The sequence below is a fragment of the Candidatus Merdisoma sp. JLR.KK011 genome (genome assembly GCF_036941125.1).
Taxonomy (GTDB): Bacteria; Bacillota; Clostridia; order Lachnospirales; family Lachnospiraceae; genus Laedolimicola.
Map to the genome: position 1 here is coordinate 2481159 of NZ_JAYWSZ010000003.1, position 20304 is coordinate 2501462.

Below are 20304 nucleotides of genomic sequence, written 5' to 3' on the forward strand. Positions count from 1 at the left end.
CAAGCTTTAAAGCTGCCTTAACGAGCTTTCCTGCTTTTAGAATACCTGCTGCAATCGGGAAAGTCAAGAAAAGCAGAACAAAGAATTCGGTATTTGTATAAGTATTTCTTTTGAAGAAAAAAGCGGATATCCCTCCGCCGCTCTACGGCTTTGGGATATCCGCTTTTCTATTTTATCTAACTCTTTTCAAGTGTCTTACTCAGCCTTATACAGATCCCCGAGCTTTTTCAGATACTCATATCTTGCCTTGGCTGTTGCCGCTGCTTTGTCAAACAGCATTTCTGCTCTCTCCGGATTCGCCCGCTTCAGAGCATTGTAGCGAACCTCGCCGTCCAGGAACTCCTTGTAGTCGCCTGTGGGCTCCTTGCTGTCCAGAGTAAAGGCATCTTTGCCCTCTGCGGCTGCTGCCGGATTGAAGCGGAAGCAGTGCCAGTAACCAGCCTTAACTGCCAGTTCTTCCTCGGTCTGAGCCTTGCTCATGCCCTTCTTAATACCATGGTTGATACAGGGAGCGTAAGCAATGATAAGGGACGGTCCCGGATAAGCCTCTGCCTCTGCGATTGCCTTAACGCACTGGTTGTAGTCAGCGCCCATAGCAATCTGTGCCACGTATACATAGCCGTAGCTCATAGCGATGGAAGCCAGATCCTTCTTCTTCACATCCTTGCCGCCTGCTGCAAACTGTGCGATAGCGCCGGTAGGTGTCGCCTTGGAGGACTGTCCGCCTGTGTTGGAGTAAACCTCGGTATCGAATACCATTACATTTATATCCTGTCCGCTTGCCAGTACATGGTCTACGCCGCCGAAGCCGATATCGTATGCCCAGCCGTCTCCGCCGAAGATCCACTGAGACTTCTTAGCCAGGAAATCCTTATCTTTGAGAATCGCTTTGCCTTCCTCGCATCCGCATGCCTCTAAAGCTGCAGCCAGCTTATCGGCAGCTGCTCCGTTGGCTGCCCCTACATTGTAAGTGTCAAGCCACTCCTGTGCCGCTGCTTTCACATCATCACCGGCCTTAGCCATCAGAGCCTCTACCTTTGCCTTCAGGCCGTCTCTTACGGCGCGCTGTGCCAGGCTCATACCATAACCGAACTCTGCCGCATCCTCAAAGAGGGAATTGGACCATGCTGGACCCTGTCCCTTCTGATTTACGGTGTAAGGCGTGGAGGGTGAGGAGTTGCCCCAGATGGAGGAACATCCTGTTGCATTTGCAATATACATTCTGTCGCCGAAAAGCTGGGTGATCAGCTTCGCATAAGGCGTCTCGCCGCAGCCCGCACATGCTCCGGAGAACTCAAGAAGCGGCTTCTTGAACTGGCTGCCCTTTACGGTTGCCTCCTTGAACTTAGCAATCACATCTGCCTTCTCCGGCAGAGTTACGGCATAATCAAACAGCTTCTGGGACTCGATATTGGCTTCCATATTCTCCATGGCAAGCGCCTTGGCGCCCTTCTTGCCCGGGCAGACATTTGCACAGGAACCGCATCCTGTACAGTCAAGTGCGGAAATAGCCATTACAAACTTGTACTCCGGCATTCCGGTCATATCCAGCATCTTGGTGCCTTCCGGCGCTGCAGCCGCTTCCTCAGCGGTCATAGCGATAGGACGGATAACTGCATGGGGGCAGACATAGGAACATCTGTTACACTGGATACAGTTCTCCGGCTGCCATACAGGGATATCTACGGCGATGCCGCGCTTCTCGTAAGCAGAGGAGCCGCTGGGAGTGGTGCCGTCCACGTAATCCTTGAATGCGGATACGGGTAAGGAATTGCCCTCCTGTGCGTTTACCTTTGCCTGAATCTCATTTACAAAGCTCACAACGTCAGCTCTGCCGCCCTCTGCATGAGTGGTGGTTAAGCCTTCGTCTGCTGCGCTCTTCCAGCTTTCAGGAACTTCGATCTCTACGATCTGCTTTGCTCCTGCGTCAATGGCGTCATAGTTCATCTGAACGATGGCATCACCCTTACGGCCGTAGGTTGCCTTTGCAGCAGCCTTCATCAGATCAATGGCCTGCTCCTCGGGAATGATGTTAGCCAGCTTGAAGAATGCAGACTGCAGAACGGTGTTGATACGTCCGCCAAGTCCGATCTCCTTGCCGATCTTAATACCGTCAATCACATAGAACTTAATGCCGTGATTTGCAATAAAGCTCTTTACCTGTCCGGGCAGATGCTTCTCAATGCCTTCCATATCCCAGGGGCAGTTCAGAAGGAAGGTTCCTCCGTCTACCAGCTCCTGTACCATGTTGTACTTGCGTACATAGGACGGATTGTGGCAGGCTACAAAGTTTGCCTTGTGAATCAGATAAGTAGACTTAATGGGGCTCTTGCCAAAGCGCAGGTGAGACATGGTTACGCCGCCGGACTTCTTGGAGTCATAGTCAAAGTATGCCTGCGCGTACATATCTGTGTTGTCGCCGATGATCTTGATGGAATTCTTGTTCGCACCAACCGTACCGTCAGCGCCCAGACCCCAGAACTTGCAGTTGATGGTTCCTTCCGGAGTGGTTACCAGAGGAGCGCCCGGATCTAAGGAGAGGCCGGTTACATCATCTACGATGCCGATGGTGAACTTCTGCTTGTCTGCATTCTTGTAAACGGCAGCGATCTGTGCCGGCGTGGTATCCTTGGACCCAAGTCCGTAACGGCCGGTAAAGATAGGTGTATCATTGAACTTGGTGCCCTTCAGAGCAGCCACTACATCCAGGTACAGAGGCTCGCCAAGAGCGCCCGGCTCTTTTGTTCTGTCAAGAACAGTGATTCTCTTTACGCTGTCAGGAATGGCAGCAACCAGTGCCTCTGCGCTGAACGGACGATAGAGACGTACCTTTACAACGCCTGCCTTCTCGCCTGCTGCTGTCAGATAATCAATGGTCTCCTCAATGGTATCGCATACGGAACCCATTGCCACGATCACATGCTCTGCGTCTGCGGCTCCATAGTAGTTAAACAGCTTATAGTCTGTTCCAATCTTTGCATTTACCTTGTCCATGTACTCCTGTACGATAGCCGGAAGGGCATCGTAATAGGGGTTGCAGGCCTCTCTTGCCTGGAAGAAAATATCCGGGTTCTGAGCGGAACCTCTCTGGCAGGGATGATTGGGGTTCAGTGCGTTCTTGCGGAAGGCGTCGATGGCGTCCATGTCAACCATATCCTTCAGATCCTCATAATCCCAGGTTTCAATCTTCTGAATCTCGTGAGAGGTCCGGAAACCGTCAAAGAAATTGATGAACGGAATCTTACCCTTAATTCCTGCACAATGAGCAACGGGAGTCAAGTCCATAACCTCCTGTACGCTGGACTCACAGAGCATAGCCGCGCCGGTCTGGCGGCATGCATATACGTCGGAGTGATCTCCGAAAATGGATAATGCATGGCTTGCAAGAGCACGGGCAGATACATTGAATACGCCGGGAAGCTGCTCGCCGGCCACCTTGTAAAGGTTGGGGATCATCAGCAGCAGACCCTGGGAAGCCGTAAAGGTGGTGGTAAGCGCACCTGCTGCCAGAGAACCGTGCACGGCGCCTGCCGCACCTGCCTCGGACTGCATCTCCGTCACCTGTACAGTCTGTCCAAAGATATTGGTTCTTCCCTGTGTTGCCCATTCATCCGTCGCCTCTGCCATAACAGATGAAGGTGTGATCGGATAGATTGCAGCAACGTCAGAATATGCATAAGATACATGAGCCGCTGCATGATTACCATCCATGGTCTTCATTTTTCTAGCCATTTTGTCTTTTCCTCCTTAAATTGTTTCGCCCCGGTCAGTCTTTCCCAGGTGCGCATTGGGGGATACCTGCGAGTACCCCATATGTAAATTATTCTATCATATTGACTTGGAATTGTCCATTTCAATGTTGTATTTTTTGATGTACAAAATCGGCTTTTCTGTGGTTCTTCGGCCTGGCTGCGGCAAAGCACCGGAAAGTCTGTTCCACTGCGATCTGGATGAGCTTTTACGACATCTTTATACATTCTCATACAATTGGTTCACTTTCCTTGATTTTGCAAAACCTCTCTGCTATACTCCCTCTTGTAACAGCTTCTAAATTATCTGGCAATTCGCCATGGTTCCCTTTTACACAGAGAGGAGATTTTTTGAAAGCGAACGATTATCAAATGCAGCAGCCTGCTTCAAGCTTTGGTCCTTTATTTCTCTGGATACAAGGCGCTGCAAAAAGCAAAGCCGAATGTATCCTGGAAACCTTGTCCGATCACGGAAAAGTTCCCCTTGGAATCCAGGAACAAATCTTACGCCAGACAAGTTTTTTCCAACTGGATCGCTGGTTCCTTTTAGCGCGCCAGGTACGGTCCGTTGAAGAATTTATCAACCGGATGTAACAGAATCCGCTTGTAAAAGCGGCCAAGAACCGCCGAAACAGCCGGCATTCTAAAAGCATTTAAGCCCTTTTCCTTCTGTCGGTTCCCCTTCATCTTATTTTCCATCCCTGCTGCCAGCAAGGCGGCTGGATGCTTCCTTCTAAACAAATTCTTTCAGGAAGAGCTTAAAAGGTTTTATACTGCCGGTCACGGAGTATCAAAGCAACACATGTTATTGTAATTGTAAAATTGTAAAAGGTTTTAAAAATGGACTGGTATTTTTAAAAAAAATCAATTATACTTAAAAGTACCTCTTCAAAAGATGCTGTTCGAATCATATTCCTTCCTAAAAATTGGAAGAGAAAGGAGGATACCTTGTTAGATGCAAAAGATCTTTCGGCTATTGCCGAAATAGTCGAGAAAGCCGTCCAGAAATCTGAGGCCAGGATGGTTGGACTGATTCAAGAATCTGAGGCCCGCATGACCGGACTGATTCAAGAATCCATCCAGGCTTCCGAGGCCCGTATGACCAAGCTGATTCAGACGTCCATCCAGGCTTCTGAAGACAGAATGACGAGACGCATGAAAAAAATGCTGTTCAAATCAGAGTCTATGCTTCTGGACGAGATGGAACGCTACGATAAAAAGAATGAAAAACGTTTTGATAAAATTGAGCGTGAGCTTAATGGATTAAAAGACATCTATCGTGTCACAAAAAACGAACAGGAGACCATCAGTATTCTGCTTCGTACAATGGACAATTTTGAAAAACGTCTCAATGCCCTGGAAGTAAAAACTGCTTAAGGGTAAAACAGACAGCCCTGGCATTGCAGAGCGCCGGTACTTCCGGAATTCTGCAATGCCAGGGCTGTTTTAAAGCTCTGACAAGGCTTATTCGTCCAGCGCTTCCTTTACCTTATCCATAAAGCGCTTCTTCCCCTTCCCTCCTTTTCCGGAAGGAGCAATGCCATTTACCGCATCGTCATAGGCCCGTAATGCTTCCTTGGCGTCCTTGCTCAAATCTGTCGGAACCTGTACTACTAAGGTTACATAATGATCGCCGCGCACATTTTTGTTCCGCAGCGACGGTACGCCTTTTCCCTTCAGACGAACACGGGTGTCCGTCTGGGTTCCGGCTTTTACATCGTACTCTACCTCGCCGTCCACGGTTTTGATCCGCACCGTGCCTCCAAGGGCCGCTGTCACAAAGCTGATAGGCGCCGTAGAATAGATATTCGTATCCTGTCTCTGGAAAATAGGGTGCCTGCTTACGAGAACCTCCACCAGCAGATCGCCTCTGGGACCGCCGTTCACTCCCGGCTCTCCCTTGCCCCGGATACGGATACTCTGACCATTGTCTATTCCGGCCGGCACAGTGACTGCAATCTTCTTCTTATTGGAAATATATCCGGTTCCGTAGCAGTCCGGACATTTTTCCTTAATTACCTTGCCGGTTCCGTTACAGTCGGGACAAGTACGCACATTCTGCACCATGCCGAAGAGAGACTGCTGGGTATACACCACCTGGCCCTTGCCTCCGCACTTTGTACAGGTGATAGGTGACGTTCCAGGCTTTGCGCCTGTTCCGTGGCACTTTCCGCACTCATCCTTTAAGGTCAGTTCAATTTCCTTATCGCAGCCAAATACGGCTTCCTCAAAGGTCACGCGTACCTGTGCCCGAAGATTTGCCCCCTGCATGGGCCCGTTGCTGGCTCTCCTGCTGCGGCCGCCTCCAAAGAGATCGCCGAAAATATCCCCAAAGATATCTCCCATATCCGCACCTGTAAAATCGAAGCCGCCAAAGCCTCCTCCTCCGGCGCCGCCCTCAAAGGCCGCATGGCCGAACTGATCGTACTGGCGGCGCTTATCCGGATCACTCAAGACCGCATAAGCCTCGGATGCCTCCTTAAACTTTTTCTCCGCCTCCTGATCGCCGGGATTCATATCCGGATGATATTTTTTCGCCAGCTGGCGGTATGCTTTTTTAATCGCGGCGTCATCCGCATTTTTATCTATGCCTAAGACCTCATAGTAGTCTCTTTTCTGCTCTGCCATTCTTTTATCTTCCTCTTTATCCAAATACTCTTAGCTTTCACTCTCACGGGCAGCAGCCTAAGGGGACGTTTGACCTCATCTTTTTCTTCGCTGCCGGACATAATCATTTTAATACGGCCGAATTCCAAGGAAAGAGGACCGCTTTTTTCGTTCACCTTCCTTGGAATTCATTCTTATCGCTTTCTTACTTTACACCTCTCGGTAATCGCCGTCAACCACATCATCTGCCGGGCCTGCGCCTGCGCCCATATCCGGTCCCTGGCCTGCCTGGCCCTGTGCTGCCTGTGCCTGGGCATATACCTTCTCGAATACCTTCTGCGCCGCATTCATCAGCTTCTCCTTGCCGGATTTCAGTTCATCCAGCTCGGAATCGGAAAGCTCCTGCTGATCCTTGGTTCTCTCAATCACGGCTTTCAAAGAGGTAAGCTCTGCCTCTACGGCAGACTTGTCGGCGGCGTCTATCTGCTCGCCCACTTCCTCCAGGGCCTTCTCGGTCTGGAATACCATGGCGTCGGCGTCATTTCTTGCATCAATGCCCTCTTTGCGCTTCTTGTCCTGTGCCTCGAATTCCGCAGCTTCCTTCACGGCCTTCTCGATATCGCTGTCAGACATGTTGGAGCCTGCGGTGATGGTGATGTGCTGCTCCTTGCCGGTTCCTAGATCCTTTGCGGAAACATTCACAATACCGTTGGCGTCAATGTCAAAGGTAACCTCGATCTGGGGCATTCCCCGTCTTGCAGGCGGAATTCCGTCCAGCCGGAACTGCCCTAATGACTTGTTGTCTCTTGCAAACTGACGCTCGCCCTGCACCACGTTGATGTCCACGGCTGTCTGGTTGTCTGCCGCTGTGGAGAAAATCTGGCTCTTCTTGGTGGGAATCGTCGTATTCCGCTCGATAAGACGCGTTGCAATGCCTCCCTGGGTCTCGATGGACAGGGACAGGGGCGTAACGTCCAGAAGAAGAATATCGCCTGCACCTGCATCGCCTGCCAGCTTGCCGCCCTGAATGGAAGCGCCAAGGGCTACGCACTCGTCGGGATTCAATGATTTACTGGGCTCATGTCCGGTTAACTGTTTTACCTTATCCTGTACGGCAGGAACACGGGTGGAACCGCCTACCAGCAATACCTTGCCAAGCTCGGAGGCCGTAATGCCGGCATCCTTCAAGGCTGCCTGTACCGGGTTGGCAGTACGCTCTACCAGGTCATGGGTCAGCTCGTCGAATTTTGCTCTTGTAAGGTTCATATCAAAGTGCTTGGGCCCCTCGGAGGTAGCTGTGATAAAGGGAAGGTTGATGTTAGTGGTCGTTGCGCTTGACAGCTCCTTCTTTGCCTTCTCAGCCGCTTCCTTCAATCTCTGGAGGGCCATCTTGTCGCCGGAGAGATCCACGCCCTCGGTGCGCTTGAACTCTGCAAGCATATAGTCGGTAACCTTCTGGTCAAAATCATCGCCGCCCAGACGGTTGTCGCCTGCTGTTGCCAGTACCTCGATAACGCCGTCGCCAATCTCAATGATGGATACGTCGAAGGTACCGCCGCCCAAATCGTAAACCATGATTTTCTGCTCTTTTTCGTTGTCCAGGCCGTAAGCCAGTGCCGCAGCCGTCGGCTCGTTGATGATACGCTTTACGTCCAGTCCCGCAATCTTGCCTGCATCCTTGGTCGCCTGTCTCTGGGCGTCATTGAAGTAGGCCGGTACGGTGATAACGGCTTCCGTTACCTTTTCGCCTAAATAGTTCTCCGCGTCCGCTTTCAGCTTCTGGAGAATCATAGCGGAAATCTCCTGGGGAGAATATTTCTTGTCGTCAATGGCTACTCTGTGATCCGTTCCCATGTCTCTCTTGATGGAGGAAATGGTTTTTTCGGAGTTGGTAACGGCCTGACGCTTTGCCGGCTCGCCTACGAGACGCTCTCCTGTCTTTGTAAATGCTACTACGGACGGTGTGGTTCTTGCGCCTTCGGTGTTGGCGATTACCACCGGTTTGCCGCCCTCCATAACTGCTACACAGCTATTTGTTGTTCCTAAGTCGATTCCAATAATTTTGCTCATAATAGAGACCTCCTCATTTATTTTGATTGTAAGTTGTTGGTTTGATGATATATTTACTCCACGGTGCACTCAGAAAAGCTTTGCTTTTCCGAGTGCACAAGCTGTCGCATCAGTTTGCAACCTTCACCATGCTGTGCCGGATAACGGTTTCTTTGTAGGTATATCCCTTCTGGAATTCCTCGGCCACAATATTTTCCCCAAGTTCTTCATCCTCTATGTGCATCACTGCATTGTGAAGATTGGGATCAAACTCCTGTCCTGCCGCCTCAATGGGAGCCACGCCCAGGTCGGTCAATACGGTCATCAGCTGCTTGTAGATCTTATCCATTCCCTCTATGACGGGATTAGCTCTTTCTTCCTCGGGAACGGCTGCAAGTCCCCGCTCGAAATTGTCCACCACCGGAAGAATCTTCTCAATCACATCCCTGGCTCCTATCTCGTACATATGGGACTTTTCCTTCTCGGTGCGTTTGCGGAAGTTGTCAAACTCCGCCATCTGGCGCTTTACCCGGTCTTCAAGCTCCTCAATTTTCTCGTCCTTCGGGTCTTTCTTCTTTTTCTTCTTGCCAAGGAAGGATTTTTCTGACTTTTCCTTCGGCTCCTTGGACGCCTCAGACGACGGCTCCTGTTCTTCCTCTGCTTTTGCTTCCGGCTCTTCCTGCACGGCCTCGTCTTGGGCTTCTGCCGCTTCTCTTTGAAGCTCTTCCTCCTGGATGGCTTCTTCCTGATTCATTTCCTTTTCCACGGGTCTTTACCCCTTTCTCTTCCTTTTATTCCTGCTTTCGGTTATATATCTCATCCAGCTGATCTGTGAGGGTCTTTAAGGTATCCACCACATTTTCATAATCCATGCGCTTCGGCCCTATGATTCCGATGGTGCCCCGAAGCCCGTCTCCCAGCTCGTAGGTGGCTGTCACCACGCTGCAGTCTTTCATGGCCTGTACGGGAAGCTCCTGGCCGATGTACACCTGGATATCCCTTTCCCCGCTTCCCTCCAAGGTCCGGTTCACCAGATCCGTCAGCTCCTGCTTTTCCTCAAAGGTGCTCAAAAGCTCGCTGGCTTTTCCGTTCTCGGACAGTTCCGGATAGCGGAAAATGTTGGTGGTTCCGGAGGTATATATCTCTACCTCCTCCTCTGAATGAATGACTTCTGCCACTGCGTCAATGACATCTGCCACCAGACCGCTGTGAATGCCTGCCTGCTCCTTCAGGTTCTTAATCATGGCCAGGTTGATTTCTTCAATGGCCAGTCCGTTGAGAACGCTGTTTAAAAGGATATTCAGCTTCAGCACTGTCTCCTGATCCAGTTCCTCGGTAACGGGAATGACTTTGTTGCGTACCAGATTTCCTTCCATCATTATGACGGTGAGAATCTGGGTGGAGCTTACTTTGGAAAGCTGAATAAATTTCAGCTTGTTCCGATGACAGGCAGGGGCCGATACCATGGTGGCGTAGTTGGTGTTGGCCGCCAGGACCTTCACCACTTGCTTCAGTACCCGTTCCATCTTATCGGTTCGTTCAATCATCAGTTCTTTCAGCTCTCTGACTTCCTGTTCCTTCTCTTTCATCATGCGATCCACATAGAGACGGTAGCCTTTGTCAGAAGGAATCCTTCCGGCTGAGGTATGAGGCTGCAGGATGTAGCCCATCTCCTCCAGGTCTGACATCTCGTTGCGGATGGTTGCGGAGCTTAGATTCAAATCGGAATATTTGGAAATGGTTCTGGAGCCTACGGGTTCTCCTGTTTCCATATAATTGCGGATGATTGCCTGCAGGATTTTTAATTTTCTCTCGTCCAGATCCAATTCGTCACCTCATTTTTATAGAGGATTTCCTTTTTTATTGGAAATACTCTTGTGTGTCTTTTTTCCTATTAGCACTCGGCCCTTTTGAGTGCTAACATTAAAATAGCACTATGGGTTGCGTTTGTCAAGCGAGTTTATGTTTTTTTTAGAAATTGGGGGAGGAGGCAGTTCATCCAGGAGGAGGCGGAGGGCCGGGGCACAGGCTTTTCCATATCTGTGTTCGGACGGTTCGCGTACACGCTGTCTGCTCTGACCCTCCGCCTCCTCCTGGATGAACTGCTTGGGGACGGAAGTTTTTTGTCTTTTCGGATGTGTGTTTCTGCTGTATGCTGTTTGATGTGTCATGCCTGTTTCGGTATTTAATTGCTGATTCTGCTTTTGCTTGATGGATTTGCGCTGTGGGTACCCTCAGTGGACAAGGATACTGTTTTTTGTGTTTTTATTTTTATAATACTCTGATTGGCGGATGGCTTGTTTCTTTGTTATGCAGGTCTTTTGGCTTTCTGAATCTGATGCTTATTTTTAGCTTGATATGCATTTCACTTTCCTTATGCGACAGCAATGACATCTCCATCCACAAGGGCAGGCCCATTGGCGGTGAGAATATTTTTGCTGTTTCTTCTATGGTAAATGTTTTTAATTCGTATTTTCCTTTTAAAAATGCGGTTTTGTAATACAAATCCTTACTGGATAATCTCGACAATTCTTTTTCGCTTGTATCCGGATAAATATGTATATGATATTGTGTACAAGTTATATTATTTATTTCTTTCAGTTCATTTATGGCTGCTTTCAGACTATTGCTTAACATTATCTTATAGTTCATTTATGGCTGCTTTCTCCTTTTCTGGGTTGTATGCTAATTATAAAGTATTTGCCTGATGCCTGCAATGGATGGCTGCTGGGAAGAACGTTTGGCCGGAATGCTTTGTTTAGAAATGTTTAGAATTATTTTAGAAATTAAGTATTGCATTTTTTGATAGAGAGTGATATATACTAGGTATAGACAAGTGAACAAGGCCCTGTATCACATGCATAAGTGTGTGGTATAGGGTCTTTTGCATTTTACGGAACCGGAACAGTAATATCCCTCACAGTGCACAAATCGATTTACAGACGCATGTTTTGCGGTTGGAAATGGATTTCATACCCGTGTACCGGGAGGGATATTACGAAACTGGAATAGGAGGCAGATTATGAATATTAACAAATTTACACAAAAATCTATACAGGCTGTGAATGATTTGGAAAAAACCGCTTATGAATATGGTAACCAGGAGCTGGAACAGGAGCATCTGCTTATGAGTCTTCTTAGGCAGGAGGATAGTCTGATTTTGAAACTGATCTCGAAGATGGAGATTCAGCCGGAGCATTTTGTGAACCGGGTGGAGCAGGCTCTTAATAAGAGGGTGAAGGTTTCCGGCGGCCAGCCTTATGTGGGACAGTATTTAAATAAGGTACTCATTAGCGCTGAGGATGAGGCGAAGCAGATGGGGGATGAGTATGTTTCTGTGGAGCATCTGTTTCTTGCCCTGCTTGACAGCCCGAGTCCCTCTGTTAAGGATATTTTCAAGGAATACGGTATTACAAAGGACCGTTTTCTTAAGGCACTCTCTACGGTTCGGGGCAATCAGCGTGTTACCAGTGATAATCCGGAGGCTACTTATGATACCTTGAATAAGTATGGCTCTGATTTGGTGGAACGTGCCCGGGAGCAGAAGCTTGACCCGGTGATTGGACGGGATGCGGAGATCCGCAATATTATCCGCATTCTCTCCAGAAAGACGAAAAATAATCCTGTCCTTATCGGGGAGCCTGGCGTGGGCAAGACGGCGGCCATTGAGGGACTGGCCCAGCGGATTGTCCGCGGAGATGTGCCGGAGGGGCTTAAGGATAAGAAGCTTTTTGCCCTGGACATGGGCGCGCTGGTGGCCGGCGCCAAGTACCGGGGAGAATTTGAGGAGCGTCTAAAAGCTGTATTGGATGAGGTTCGCAAGAGTGACGGACAGATTATCCTTTTTATTGACGAGCTGCATTTGATTGTAGGGGCAGGTAAGACGGACGGGGCTATGGATGCCGGCAATATGTTAAAGCCTATGCTTGCCAGAGGGGAGCTTCACTGTATCGGCGCTACAACCCTGGATGAATACCGGCAGTATATTGAGAAGGATGCGGCCCTGGAGCGTCGGTTCCAGCCGGTGATGGTGGATGAGCCTGCGGTGGAGGATACGATTTCTATCTTAAGAGGTCTGAAGGAGCGCTATGAGGTGTTCCACGGGGTTAAGATCACGGATGCAGCCCTAGTCTCTGCTGCCGTCCTCTCCAACCGGTATATTTCCGACCGTTTTCTGCCGGATAAGGCAATTGACCTGGTAGATGAAGCCTGTGCTCTGATTAAGACGGAGCTTGATTCCATGCCAGCGGAGCTTGACGAGCTGAGCCGGAAAATCATGCAGTTGGAGATTGAAGAGGCGGCTCTGAAAAAGGAGACGGATCGTCTGAGCCAGGAGCGTCTTGAGCATCTTCAAAGAGAGCTTGCGGAACTTCGGGATGAATTCAACGGGAAAAAGGCCCAGTGGGACAATGAAAAAACTTCGGTGGAGCGTCTCTCCAAACTGCGTGAGGAAATTGAGGATATTAATAAGCAGATTCAGACGGCGCAGCAGAACTACGATCTCAACAAGGCTGCCGAGCTGCAGTACGGCAAATTGCCGCAGCTGCAAAAGCAGCTGGAGCAGGAGGAGGAAGCGATTCATAAAAAGGATCTCTCCTTGGTTCACGAGTCTGTTACGGAGGATGAGATTGCCCGTATTATTTCCAGGTGGACGGGAATTCCTGTGGCTAAGCTGACGGAGAGCGAGCGGAATAAAACTCTGCACTTAGATGAAGAGCTTCACAAACGTGTGATTGGACAGGATGAGGGCGTGACCCTGGTTTCCGAGGCTATTATCCGCTCCAAAGCCGGTATTAAGGATCCGAGTAAGCCCATTGGCTCCTTCCTGTTTCTCGGGCCTACGGGCGTGGGAAAGACGGAGCTTGCCAAGGCTCTGGCCGCCAGTCTTTTTGACGATGAGCAGAATATGGTGCGGATTGATATGAGTGAATATATGGAGAAATACTCTGTCTCCCGTCTTATCGGAGCGCCTCCCGGATATGTGGGATATGAGGAGGGCGGCCAGCTTACGGAGGCGGTCCGCCGGAAGCCTTATTCTGTAGTGCTGTTTGACGAGATTGAGAAGGCTCATCCCGATGTGTTCAATGTCCTTCTGCAGGTATTGGACGACGGCCGGATTACGGACTCTCAGGGGCGCACGGTGGACTTTAAGAATACCATTCTTATTATGACTTCCAATATTGGTTCTGCTTATCTTCTGGAAGGGATTGATGAGGAGGGAAATATCCGGGAAGAGGCTCAGAAATTGGTGCTGAATGACTTAAGAGCTCATTTCCGGCCGGAATTTTTGAACCGGTTGGATGAGACCATTCTCTTTAAGCCTCTCAGTAAAAGTGATATTGCTTCTATTATTCATCTGCTTTTGGATGAGCTGAACGGGCGCCTGAAGGATCGGGAGCTGACCCTTACCCTTACGGAAAGAGCCAAGGCTTTTATTACGGAGCATGGGTACGATCCCGTATATGGGGCACGGCCTTTGAAGCGGTATATGCAAAAACATGTGGAGACACTGGCTGCGAAGCTTATCCTGGGCGGGGAGGCTGCTGCTGGAGATACGATTGTGATTGATACGGATGGGGAGGGATTGACTGCTTCTCTTCGTTCAGCTACTTGAATCCATCGTGAACCCATTTATAATTCTCTACTTTTTGACGACGAACAGTGTCCAAAAATCGGGTGTAGGAAATACTTTGTAATGAACTAATTTACGTTTGAGCCGGGGAGCCATGGCATAAACTATGACTCCCCGGCTCTATCATATATTAAAATTTTTGGAGATTTTATTAACTATAATAAAGTTCAATTATATGAATAACAAAGATTCACTCATTCAAAGAAGTAATTTACAATCTTATCGTAGCTGTCTAAGATTTCTTTATCTGGCACACCCATATACCTTGCCAACGCAACTGAACCATCAAGTGCCTTTTTAATATCAGGGTCAAAGGCAGCTGTCAATAGTTCCATATATTCTGCAAAGCAATGGTTCAGTTGTTCAATGTATTGACCATACTCGGTTACCAGCTTTTCATCCAAATCCGTAAGTTCTTTAAGATACCTTTCAATAAGTTCTTTTTCCTTTGTGGAAAGACTTTCTTTACCAACTTGGTAAATCATCGTTCCGACAGTATTACCAATAACTGCACCAAGAACCGGAACTGGAATAAGGACTTGTCCGATAAACGAGGACAATACACTGACCGATGCATCTAAGCAAAGGATTTCCGAGTTCTCAATGAATTGAACTTCATCAATAGTGCCATTTCTAAATAAATGTGCTTGCTCCGCAACGCCAAAGGCTGCTGTGGTAATTGCACTTGCAACACTTGCAGGGGTAGCAGTATAGTTTGTAAGTGTATAGATACTCGCACCGCGGACTCCGCCTTTAATAGTTCCCTTGCCCGAATCTTCAGCAATCTCCATCCAATCAGCTTGATTAAAATCCTTAATTTTCTTGCCTGCTTTGTACTTGCGAACTACAGTCATCACAAATGTAGTCGCACCTTCAATCGCAGCGGCGGTAGTTGTTGCTTTCAATCCTTCGGCCAATGTAGGCCTGCTTTCTTGATAGGCAGTATCCCGTTGCTCTTGATCTGCTTCTTGCAAGTGTCCTTTTTCTCTGTCGAAAGCAGCTGCAATCGCATCTTGCTGTACATCACAATATTCAAGTATTGATGGTTCTAACTTGCTTGGATCAATACCATTTATCTCAAAGAAATCATGAACCTCTTTCCACTGGCGTAACGAAAACTCCCCTGTCGACGTCGGTAACTTATTTGCAACATCTGCAGGCATCGCAAGATAGGTCATTATCTTGTCATAGTGATCTTTCGGGATCTGGTATTTGTGACCTTCAGTAAGGTATTCCGGATAGCGGCGCAGATGCTCTGCTACTGCCCGTAATGACAAATGACCGCCCGCTTGGACAAATTTCTGCTGAATTACATCTGCTCCACGATGCAAATCATCCGGGCCGTTATCGTTAATCCAAACATAAATAGCAGACTTGGCAACAATCTGCTGACGTGCATTAGCTATACCATATTCAGCTATTTCTGCAATAAAGCCGTGCATCCCCTTGTCACCACCACGGTTACGAAAAATAATGTCATGTCGAATGGCGGCAAATGCCGTTTCAATAGTCTCCATCGCAGTGGCAAAGTTAATATTCTGTTTTGACAGTGCCTCAGCCAACCTGTCTAAACGCACTTGGTTCAGGTAATTTATCCACGCACCCACAGCTTGCTCTTGACCGCTTTTCACTACTTTTTCTGCGTTCATAATTTACACCTTTTACTGAATATTTTTTCCGAGAGACGCTGCAAGCGCCTTGGTGTTATTTACCAATGCCCCTAGCTGAATTTGCTGCTCCCTTGGAATCGACATGAAATCTTTGCCGTAATCAGCAAGACAACGATTGTACTGTTGACTCAAATTATCGCGCAGGTCAGTAATCTCATCCAGTAGTTCCTGTATCTGTGCGGCAACTTTTTGTGCATTGGCAGTGTTATTTTTTACTGCTTCAATTTCTTCTTTCTTCTTTTTTCCCAGCTTTAATTTGTTTAAATTGAAAAGCACCGTGCCCAGCAGCCATGCCGCCTCCTCCAGCGGCCAATGCACCGCCTCCAAGCCAGGCAAGTGCGGCATTCGTGGCTGCTGCGCCAGATAATGCAGAGATTGCTGTTCCAGTAGATGCTGTTCCGAAAGTGGTAGCTACCCACATAGCCATTGTCGGCGCAACACTAACAATGGCCGCACCTGTGGCGACACCAGCTCCAGCACCTAATGCTGACTTTTTAGCCACATCGAGTTTTTCTTTCGCAATTTCACATACATCCAAAAAGGATTCACGATGGGTTCGAATTTCTACAATTTCCGTATCGAACGCTTTAGGACGGTTAGCAATACTATTAACCAAATCCTCGATATGTACAATCATATCAACAGCACGAGTACGCTCCCGATGAAGCGCAGTGCCATTATCGTTCATCATGGTATATGCATCGTTATATTGATCGACTGCCATGCGGAGTGCATCGTCCAGTTTTATTTTGGGCTCTGTCTCTTTCTTAGGCAGTTTTTCTTTCGTATCAGATTTTAGCCCTTTCCCTACTAGCTTGGATTGCTTTGCAACCTTTACAAAGCCGTCTTTTGTATCTTTTACCTTGCCAACCATATCGTCGGTGCCAGATCTTATTTTGTCCCATAACTCTGGAAAATCAGCCTTTTCCATATATACCTCCTCGTAAATCGACCTTATTGGAAACTCTTACTATTCGCTTAAATGCTTATTCCACTCTCCCAAAGTTTTTTGCTTAATGAGAATATAAGTAAAAGATTGCTTGAGCCTGTTAATAAAGCTGATGTAATCCGGCATAATTGACTGTCTTTCTGCAATCTCAACTTGTCCAATATATTTTCATATTTTACCCCAAAATCCCTATAATAGCAACTGTGCTCTGACATAATCAACAGGAATGCCGCTCGGTACACTAGGCAAAACAGAACTACTGCGGAATCTCACTCACTCTCCACCTTTTCATAAAAATGGTATTGACACTGACATCAAAAGCGCATATACTGTACTTATCGAATAAGTACACACATTACAGGCGATACGCATAGAGAGGAGTGAATAAATGGAAATAATCATAAGCAACAGCAGTGATAAGCCTATTTATGAGCAAATATGTATGCAGGTCAAAAATCTGATTATGAACGGAACTTTATCTGCTGGTGAAGCGTTACCGTCCATGAGGGTATTAGCAAAAGACTTGCATATCAGCGTTATTACTGTTCAAAGGGCTTATGAAGATTTGACCCGTGACGGATTCATAGAAACTGTATCTGGAAAAGGGAGTTTTGTTGCAGCCCAAAACAAGGAGTTTATCCAAGAAGAACAGTTGCGTGTAGCAGAGGAATTGTTACAAAAGGTTGCGGAAATCGGCAGAGCACATGGAATCAGCTATGAACAAATGACAAATATTTTAAAGTTGTTTTACGAAGAATAAACAGGAGGCGAGGACATGGAAAAAAACAACATTTTAGTACGGGATTTATGCAAACAGTTTGACGAATTTTTGTTAGACCATATTTCATTTCAAGTTCCGAAAGGCAGGATTGTCGGCTTTATTGGCGAAAACGGGGCAGGCAAGAGTACGACCATTAACCTAATACTTGATGAATTAAAAAAGGATAATGGGCAAATACAGATTTTTGGCAGGGAACATACAAGTTCTTCTGTCAAGGAAGATATAGGCGTTGTCTTTGACGAGTGCAATTTCCATGATGTATTTAATGTGTCAGACATTGAAAAAATACTGTCCGGCGTATATAAGTCATGGGATAGCAGCCTTTACAGACAGTACCTAAAAAAATTTAAAATCCCCGAAAGAAAACAAATAGGCTCTTTTTCAAAGGGCATGAAAATGAAGCTATCCATTATCTGCGCTATGGCACATAAACCGAAGTTGTTGATTTTAGATGAAGCGACTACGGGACTTGACCCGGTTGTGCGTGATGAAATGTTAGATTTATTTTTAGAATTTATACAAGACGAGGAATGTTCTATTTTCTTTTCCTCTCACATCACGTCGGACATACAAAAGATTGCGGATTATGTAATCTTGATTCATCAAGGCAAAATTATTTTTGAGGAACAAAAAGACGACCTTGTTTATCATTTTGGGATAGTGAAGTGTGGGAGGGAAAAGTTTGCTTCCATTTCCCCGAATGATTATATTATCCACAGGATTACAAATGTCAGTGTGGAGTGCCTTGTCCGTGACAAAGAAGCAATAAAGCGCAAATACAAAGATATTGTGGTTGATAATGCAACACTGGAAGATATTATGCTTTTTTACATCAAAGGAGGTGCAGTATGAAAGGTTTGGTTTACAAAGATATTATAATCTTCTTTAAGAGTATTGACAAAAAGCTGATTCTGATAGCAGTTGGCGCAATTATATTGCTCATGGTCAATACCGGAGTTTATGCGGGGCTGTTCGCATCTGTAATGCTTGCCATGACAATAGGTATGCAGAATGTAATGAGTTTTGCAAGCGATGAAAAGGCAAGTTGGAAAAAATATCAGTTAGCAATGCCTGTAAATGCGGTTTCAGTAGTAACAAGCAAATATATTTCCGTTATCTGCACATTGGCAGTCAGCATTGTGGGAAGCATTATATTTAATCTTTTACCCAGCATTGCTTTTCAGAGTTTCAATGTTACTGTTTGGGGAGTGTCTGCTGCTGTATCTCTGATTGTTCCGTTATTATGGACTGGAATCTGTCTGCCATTAACCTATTGGTTTGGTTTCCGTTCTGCGCAGACAATGGGGCTTATTGCAGTAATTCCCATGTTCTATTTTGTTAAGTATTTTGAAGACGGGGCTGGATTTTCTGCTATGACAAGTTCCATACTCTCTTATGCTGTTGTGGCAGGGATTGCAGTAATTGTCCTCTTTATAGTTTCAATGGTAGTAAGCATGATAGGTTATAACAGAAAAAAATAAAAGCTGAAACCATGCGCCGCCCCGTGTGGGAGAAAGGGGGGTGTTTTCACATGGGGAATCCGAACCTTTTGCCCTATGAAAGTCTAAGAAGTCCTTTTGTTTTTCGATAAAAGGATATATAATAAAGCAATGGAAAAGTAAAAGTTGCAAAGGAAGTGGAATTGAAATGTGCATGGAATGTTATATTGATAAAAACAGAATAACACCATTATTAAAGCCATTGGATTGTTTAGCAAATCACACACAATACATTTGTGGAACTTGTGGGCGGTGTATTTGTATTGAACATGACCCCAAGCGTGGATTGCAACGGTGGAATTTCCCTTTTAAGTCGTTAGAAATTGCAAAAATGTATTTGCGTACTGCTGATTACAGTATGAAAAAGCCATGTGGCATTTATGAGATAAAAAGTGAAAATGACAGACTTTCATACAAAATCTTTGCGGACAGCGAGGCTATGCAATTATATCTAAAAAACAATAACGGAAAAACTTGTGAAACAATGAAGCCTATTTTCATTGTTGATGAATACAAAGAATACCCAAATACACAGGTAAGAAAATTAACGTTTGATGAAATACAGAAATATATGTCAGAGCGATAAATTCCCACTTATGGAATTGCAGTCAAAAACTGAATAACCGCCATTACATAAAATGGTATAACAAGACAGGAAATCAAGAAAAGGTTTCCTGTTTTTTTGCGTCCATTTTTGGCATTTTGAAAAATTGCCAGTATTATGCCGTGCAAAGGGGATAGAAAGAAATTTCCGCAAATCTCCGTCATTTTTGCTTTGCGTGGTGTTGTAGGTAGTAGGGGAGAAATACCGCCGCAGCTTTGACAAAATCCCCGCTTGCGGCACTAAAGGTATTGACGAAAGTCAGCACAGAGGAAGCCGCCACTTTTTAAGAGCAAGAATGTGACTGCCAGAGAAAACGCCAGGAAACGCTGGAAGCCACGGCAAACGCTGAAAAGTTTATGAAAGTAGTCCGCAAGTACACCAGCTTTGAGGAACTCACCCCTACCCTGTTGCGGGAGTTTGTGGAGAAAATCGTAATCCACGAATCGGAATCCCTTGACGGGAAACGCCGGGGGAAGCTCCGCAGACAGGAAATCGAAATCTATTACTCTTTTGTCGGCAAGGTAGAATTGCCCGACTAAAGCCCGACCTGTCTGGCAGTCAGCCGGACAGGGAACGGCAAAATTTTTTACACTTCTTTTACTTCTTTATCTCACATGAGCAAAAAAAGGCAGGGCTGTAACCTATTACAGTCACAGTCCTGCCATACATAAATATTTCACAGCGGCGCCAATACGGCATTTATAAATACTGTATAAAATAAGGAAATGAGAGCCGCTGATATATCTGTGCCAATACTTGATAGT

General features: G+C 46.8%; 16 protein-coding genes and 1 pseudogene. 8 read left to right on the forward strand and 9 right to left on the reverse strand.

What is annotated here, in order from left to right:
- Nucleotides 1–195: 195 nt before the first annotated feature.
- Nucleotides 196–3732 carry a pyruvate:ferredoxin (flavodoxin) oxidoreductase gene (gene nifJ / locus VV089_RS13185; protein WP_334336165.1) on the reverse strand — a complete coding sequence of 1179 codons (3537 nt, stop codon included), beginning with the start codon at nucleotides 3730–3732 and terminating at the stop codon, nucleotides 196–198.
- 368 nt (nucleotides 3733–4100) lie between these two features.
- Here nifJ and VV089_RS13190 point away from each other — a divergent pair, with 368 nt between their 5' ends.
- Nucleotides 4101–4343 carry a hypothetical protein gene (locus tag VV089_RS13190; RefSeq protein ID WP_172541644.1) on the forward strand — a complete coding sequence of 81 codons (243 nt, stop codon included), beginning with the start codon at nucleotides 4101–4103 and terminating at the stop codon, nucleotides 4341–4343.
- A gap of 354 nt (nucleotides 4344–4697) precedes the next feature.
- Nucleotides 4698–5126, forward strand: a complete 429-nt coding sequence (locus VV089_RS13195) for a hypothetical protein (protein WP_172541645.1) — start codon at nucleotides 4698–4700, stop codon at nucleotides 5124–5126.
- A gap of 87 nt (nucleotides 5127–5213) precedes the next feature.
- On the opposite strand, the gene dnaJ is transcribed toward VV089_RS13195, so the two are convergent.
- The 5 genes from dnaJ to VV089_RS13220 form a co-directional block, all read right to left on the reverse strand.
- Complete coding sequence (dnaJ, locus tag VV089_RS13200; RefSeq protein ID WP_334336166.1) at nucleotides 5214–6377, reverse strand: molecular chaperone DnaJ; 1164 nt, start codon at nucleotides 6375–6377, stop codon at nucleotides 5214–5216.
- A gap of 189 nt (nucleotides 6378–6566) precedes the next feature.
- Nucleotides 6567–8426, reverse strand: coding sequence for a molecular chaperone DnaK (gene dnaK / locus VV089_RS13205; RefSeq protein WP_334336167.1), 1860 nt, complete (start codon nucleotides 8424–8426; stop codon nucleotides 6567–6569).
- 109 nt (nucleotides 8427–8535) lie between these two features.
- Nucleotides 8536–9171, reverse strand: a complete 636-nt coding sequence (gene grpE / locus VV089_RS13210; protein ID WP_442891532.1) for a nucleotide exchange factor GrpE — start codon at nucleotides 9169–9171, stop codon at nucleotides 8536–8538.
- Between the two features lie 25 nt (nucleotides 9172–9196).
- Nucleotides 9197–10231 (reverse strand): heat-inducible transcriptional repressor HrcA, encoded by a 1035-nt coding sequence (hrcA, locus tag VV089_RS13215; protein ID WP_334336168.1) that lies wholly within the window; start codon nucleotides 10229–10231, stop codon nucleotides 9197–9199.
- A 445-nt stretch (nucleotides 10232–10676) separates the two neighbouring features.
- Nucleotides 10677–11057 carry a hypothetical protein gene (locus VV089_RS13220; RefSeq protein WP_334336169.1) on the reverse strand — a complete coding sequence of 127 codons (381 nt, stop codon included), beginning with the start codon at nucleotides 11055–11057 and terminating at the stop codon, nucleotides 10677–10679.
- A 370-nt stretch (nucleotides 11058–11427) separates the two neighbouring features.
- Between VV089_RS13220 and clpB the strand changes: the two genes are divergently transcribed.
- Nucleotides 11428–14019: an ATP-dependent chaperone ClpB gene (gene clpB, locus VV089_RS13225; RefSeq protein ID WP_334336170.1), complete on the forward strand. Its 2592-nt coding sequence runs from the start codon at nucleotides 11428–11430 to the stop codon at nucleotides 14017–14019.
- 212 nt (nucleotides 14020–14231) lie between these two features.
- Here the strand turns inward: clpB and VV089_RS13230 are convergent, their stop codons facing one another.
- The 3 genes from VV089_RS13230 to VV089_RS13240 are packed head-to-tail and all read right to left on the reverse strand — an operon-like array spanning nucleotide 14232 to nucleotide 16638.
- On the reverse strand, nucleotides 14232–15686 hold the full coding sequence (locus VV089_RS13230) for a hypothetical protein (RefSeq protein WP_334336171.1): 1455 nt from the start codon (nucleotides 15684–15686) through the stop codon (nucleotides 14232–14234).
- A gap of 12 nt (nucleotides 15687–15698) precedes the next feature.
- A complete protein-coding gene (locus tag VV089_RS13235; protein WP_334336172.1) occupies nucleotides 15699–15983 on the reverse strand; it encodes a hypothetical protein in 285 nt (94 codons plus the stop codon).
- Entirely contained in the window at nucleotides 15928–16638 is a 711-nt protein-coding gene (locus VV089_RS13240) for a hypothetical protein (protein ID WP_334336173.1), read from the reverse strand. The genes VV089_RS13235 and VV089_RS13240 overlap by 56 nt, the downstream gene beginning before the upstream one ends.
- Nucleotides 16639–17044: 406 nt before the next feature.
- On the opposite strand from VV089_RS13240, the gene VV089_RS13245 reads away from it, so the two are divergent.
- The 5 genes and pseudogenes from VV089_RS13245 to VV089_RS13265 all read left to right on the forward strand — a co-directional run.
- Nucleotides 17045–17416, forward strand: a complete 372-nt coding sequence (locus VV089_RS13245; RefSeq protein ID WP_120487389.1) for a GntR family transcriptional regulator — start codon at nucleotides 17045–17047, stop codon at nucleotides 17414–17416.
- Nucleotides 17417–17431: 15 nt separating this feature from the next.
- Nucleotides 17432–18289: an ABC transporter ATP-binding protein gene (locus VV089_RS13250; RefSeq protein WP_334336174.1), complete on the forward strand. Its 858-nt coding sequence runs from the start codon at nucleotides 17432–17434 to the stop codon at nucleotides 18287–18289.
- Nucleotides 18286–18918 (forward strand): ABC-2 transporter permease, encoded by a 633-nt coding sequence (locus tag VV089_RS13255; protein ID WP_334336175.1) that lies wholly within the window; start codon nucleotides 18286–18288, stop codon nucleotides 18916–18918. Before VV089_RS13250 ends, VV089_RS13255 begins: the two co-directional genes overlap by 4 nt.
- Before the next feature lie 166 nt (nucleotides 18919–19084).
- Complete coding sequence (locus VV089_RS13260; protein WP_172541683.1) at nucleotides 19085–19522, forward strand: hypothetical protein; 438 nt, start codon at nucleotides 19085–19087, stop codon at nucleotides 19520–19522.
- Between the two features lie 344 nt (nucleotides 19523–19866).
- Nucleotides 19867–20079, forward strand: a pseudogene (locus VV089_RS13265) (DUF4368 domain-containing protein); the annotation flags it as partial.
- Nucleotides 20080–20304 lie beyond the last annotated feature (225 nt).

Bases quoted from the DNA above. Each gene is read 5' to 3' on its own strand.
- VV089_RS13240 (WP_334336173.1), bottom strand. From the start codon at position 16,638: ATGGAAAAGGCTGATTTTCCAGAGTTATGGGACAAAATAAGATCTGGC.
- VV089_RS13220 (WP_334336169.1), bottom strand. From the start codon at position 11,057: ATGAACTATAAGATAATGTTAAGCAATAGTCTGAAAGCAGCCATAAAT.
- clpB (WP_334336170.1), top strand. From the start codon at position 11,428: ATGAATATTAACAAATTTACACAAAAATCTATACAGGCTGTGAATGAT.
- nifJ (WP_334336165.1), bottom strand. From the start codon at position 3,732: ATGGCTAGAAAAATGAAGACCATGGATGGTAATCATGCAGCGGCTCAT.
- dnaK (WP_334336167.1), bottom strand. From the start codon at position 8,426: ATGAGCAAAATTATTGGAATCGACTTAGGAACAACAAATAGCTGTGTA.
- VV089_RS13260 (WP_172541683.1), top strand. From the start codon at position 19,085: ATGTGCATGGAATGTTATATTGATAAAAACAGAATAACACCATTATTA.
- VV089_RS13245 (WP_120487389.1), top strand. From the start codon at position 17,045: ATGGAAATAATCATAAGCAACAGCAGTGATAAGCCTATTTATGAGCAA.
- dnaJ (WP_334336166.1), bottom strand. From the start codon at position 6,377: ATGGCAGAGCAGAAAAGAGACTACTATGAGGTCTTAGGCATAGATAAA.
- VV089_RS13230 (WP_334336171.1), bottom strand. From the start codon at position 15,686: ATGAACGCAGAAAAAGTAGTGAAAAGCGGTCAAGAGCAAGCTGTGGGT.
- VV089_RS13250 (WP_334336174.1), top strand. From the start codon at position 17,432: ATGGAAAAAAACAACATTTTAGTACGGGATTTATGCAAACAGTTTGAC.
- VV089_RS13255 (WP_334336175.1), top strand. From the start codon at position 18,286: ATGAAAGGTTTGGTTTACAAAGATATTATAATCTTCTTTAAGAGTATT.